We start from the raw sequence: 3,156 nt of genomic DNA on the forward strand, positions 1-3,156 counted from the left end.
CCCAGTTTCTGTGGTCAAGCCCAGTTCGATCCTTACGTCCTCTTCCCAGCAATTGATCATGTTCGCGCGCTTATTCTGAGCCTGGGAAGCGCTATTAATCACATTGAAATTAAACTCATTAACATCCATAGTATTGCGATGAAACGAGGCAACTTTTGTATGTCCATAAACAATCGGAGTGCAATATTCAAGGATACGATTGTCCATTAAGGTCTTAATAATCACTTCCAGCCCAATGCCGTTTACGTCGCCAATCGATATTCCGATTTTTATTTTTTCGCCCATGCCGTTGTTTGTAAGACCACTAGTTAATAGAATGCCGGGTAGACATTAATGTGTACGCAAATTAAAGACTTTAATCTGTAAGTTTTACGTTTTACCTTGCACGTTTTACGTTCTAAGCGCCCAGTCCAACAACTAACAACTAACAACCAACAACCAACAACCAACAACTAATTCTTAGATTTGCATTAAACCCCCGCCCACCCATGAGCTTAGTAAAAGCAAAAAAACATCTCGGACAACATTTTCTGACCGATAAGAATATTGCTGAGAAAATCGTGAATAGCCTGAAATCAACTGATAGTTATCAGCATGTTCTGGAAGTTGGTCCTGGTATGGGAATTCTTTCCGACTTCCTGCTTAGCAAAGATGACCCTCAGGCTTATTTAATCGATATCGATCCTGAATCTTATGCATTTCTAAATAAGAAATATCCAGCCCTGGGAGAGAGATTGATAAATGGAGACTTTCTCCAGCTTAATTTTAAGGATGTCTTCCCCGGTAAGCTGGGCATCATTGGGAACTTTCCCTATAATATATCCTCCCAAATCCTTTTTAAAGTTTTGGATAACCGGGACCAGGTGGTTGAACTGGTGGGCATGTTCCAAAAAGAGGTGGCCCAAAGATGTGCAGAGAAGCCAGGAAGTAAAGAATACGGCATTTTGAGTGTGTTTCTACAAGCCTATTATCATGTAGAATACCTGTTTTCTGTAAAGCCAGGAGTTTTTAATCCGCCGCCAAAAGTTACATCGGCAGTAATAAGACTCACACGTAACGAATTGGAGAAGCTTGATTGTGACGAAAAATTATTCTGGCAAGTGGTCAAAGCCGGCTTTAACCAAAGAAGGAAGACCTTACGAAACGCCCTTTCTTCGCTTGTGAGCAAGGAGGATATGCAGGATGATCCTTTACTGGATTTAAGAGCAGAAAGGCTAAGTGTAGCTGATTTTGTTAAACTGACCAATCTGGTAGGAGGTTCCCGATAATTCGATGAAAAAAATACTCATAGCCGACCATCTACATCCTGCATTTAAGGAAGAAGCAGAAAAATTAGGTTATATATGCGATGATATGCCGCTGGTGAGCAGAGAGGAAACTTTGCAGATCCTTAACGATTATTCCGGCATCGCTATCCGCACTAAATTTCTGATCGACAAAGAGATCATCGATTCCAGTCCTAACCTTATGTTTATTGCCCGCGCAGGGGCTGGTATGGATAATGTGGATGAGGAATATGCCAAATCAAAAGGTATTATTTGTATAAATGCTCCCGAAGGTAACCGGGATGCAGTGGGGGAGCATGTGATAGGAATGCTGTTGAGTTTGCTGAATAATTTAAGGCAGGGTGACCAACAGATCCGTTCTGGGATTTGGGACCGCGAAGGAAACCGGGGATGGGAACTGAAAGGAAAAACAGTCGCAATTATCGGATATGGTAATAATGGAAGAAGCTTTGCCCGTAAGCTATCCGGATTCGAGGTCAATGTAATTGCCTACGATAAATATAAAACCGGATATAGCGACGAATATGCTTCCGAGGTCAGCATGGAACAAATAGTTAAGCTGGCCGACGTTTTAAGTTTTCATATTCCTCTGACCCGCGAAACCCGACGCTTATTTAATGAAGAATATCTCTTCCATTTTAGAAAGCCCATTGTTTTACTTAACGCTTCCCGGGGCGAAATCATAGACACGAATGCTGTGGTCAGCGGTTTGAAAAATGAGAAAATCACTGCCGCAGGGCTCGATGTTCTGGAAGTTGAAAAATTTCCTGCTTTATCTGAACAGCGCTGGTTTGAAGAACTCAAGAAAAGTGAGAGGGTGATTCTAAGTCCCCATGTCGCTGGCTGGAGTTTTGAATCCTATCGGAAGATCTCTGAAGTGTTGGCGGAGAAGTTGAAGGGGATTTGATGCTTTATAGCGAAGAGGATTAAGGAACAAGGAGCAAAGAGCAATGACAATGAATGCCTAAACCGTACAGATAATATCCCTATGTTAAGGGTTGGTTCCGGGTTAGGGATCGAAGCCGTTATCCTTTTTTAGCGAAGCGAAAAAAGATAAAGGCGAAGAGCCCGGCGCCGCCCCACGGCGCAACCCCCAAAACAATATTTCCTCATACTTTATCAATCTTTTCCTATTATTCTTCAACAATCTATTCATTTCAATTTTAAAAAAAAGTTCTCTTTTCGAACGCTGTAGTCTCAATCATTCATTTATTCATCATTTTCTATTATTCATTCATCTGCCAATCCAACATCGATATTATCTCCCGAACGTAATTTCTCAATTGTATTTGGAAAACTAAAACCAAAAATATTATCTTCGTATTGATACGAGCAAGACTATATTGGCTTTAGCCGACATAGTCTTGTTTGTTTTTATAGACTTGACCATAAACAGAGAGAGAAATGACGGACGTAACATATTACACCCAGGAAGGATTAGATAAATTAAGAGAGGAGCTTCATCATTTAAAGACGGAAGGAAGGTCGCAGATTTCCAAAGCCATTGCTGAAGCCAGGGACAAGGGTGATCTTTCGGAAAATGCCGAATACGACGCCGCGAAGGAGGCCCAGGGTCACCATGAATCCAAAATCTCTAAGCTTACCAATGTTCTGGCAAGTGCACGCCTGATTGATGAGTCGAAGCTCGACACATCGAAGGTGCTGGCATTGTCGATTGTTAAGATAAAAAATGTTCAAAACGGGTCGATTATGACTTATCAGCTGGTATCAGAAACCGAAGCTGATTTAAAATCCGGAAAGATTTCTGTGAAATCGCCAATTGCCCAGGGATTGCTTGGAAAATCCGTTGGCGATAAAGCTGAAATCGCTGTTCCAGCAGGTAAAATTGAGTTTGAAATTGTTGAAATAA

Annotated in this window: 3 protein-coding genes and 1 pseudogene; 3 read left to right on the forward strand and 1 reads right to left on the reverse strand. The window is 41.5% G+C overall.

The features are described 5' to 3' along the window. A pseudogene (locus WBJ10_RS01645) lies at window positions 1-285 on the reverse strand (4-hydroxythreonine-4-phosphate dehydrogenase PdxA); the annotation flags it as partial. 203 nt (window positions 286-488) lie between these two features. Between WBJ10_RS01645 and rsmA the strand changes: the two are divergent. From rsmA to greA, 3 genes are all read left to right on the forward strand, one after another. Continuing rightward, window positions 489-1,268 carry a 16S rRNA (adenine(1518)-N(6)/adenine(1519)-N(6))-dimethyltransferase RsmA gene (gene rsmA / locus WBJ10_RS01650; protein WP_424287811.1) on the forward strand — a complete coding sequence of 260 codons (780 nt, stop codon included), beginning with the start codon at window positions 489-491 and terminating at the stop codon, window positions 1,266-1,268. Window positions 1,269-1,272: 4 nt separating this feature from the next. Further along, a complete protein-coding gene (locus tag WBJ10_RS01655) occupies window positions 1,273-2,193 on the forward strand; it encodes an NAD(P)-dependent oxidoreductase (RefSeq protein ID WP_424287812.1) in 921 nt (306 codons plus the stop codon). A 497-nt stretch (window positions 2,194-2,690) separates the two neighbouring features. Then, window positions 2,691-3,156: transcription elongation factor GreA (gene greA, locus WBJ10_RS01660; protein WP_424287813.1), on the forward strand; the 466-nt coding region annotated here is incomplete at its 3' end.

Origin of the sequence: Daejeonella sp., assembly GCF_049655485.1 — a bacterium.
Taxonomy (GTDB): domain Bacteria; phylum Bacteroidota; class Bacteroidia; order Sphingobacteriales; family Sphingobacteriaceae; genus Daejeonella.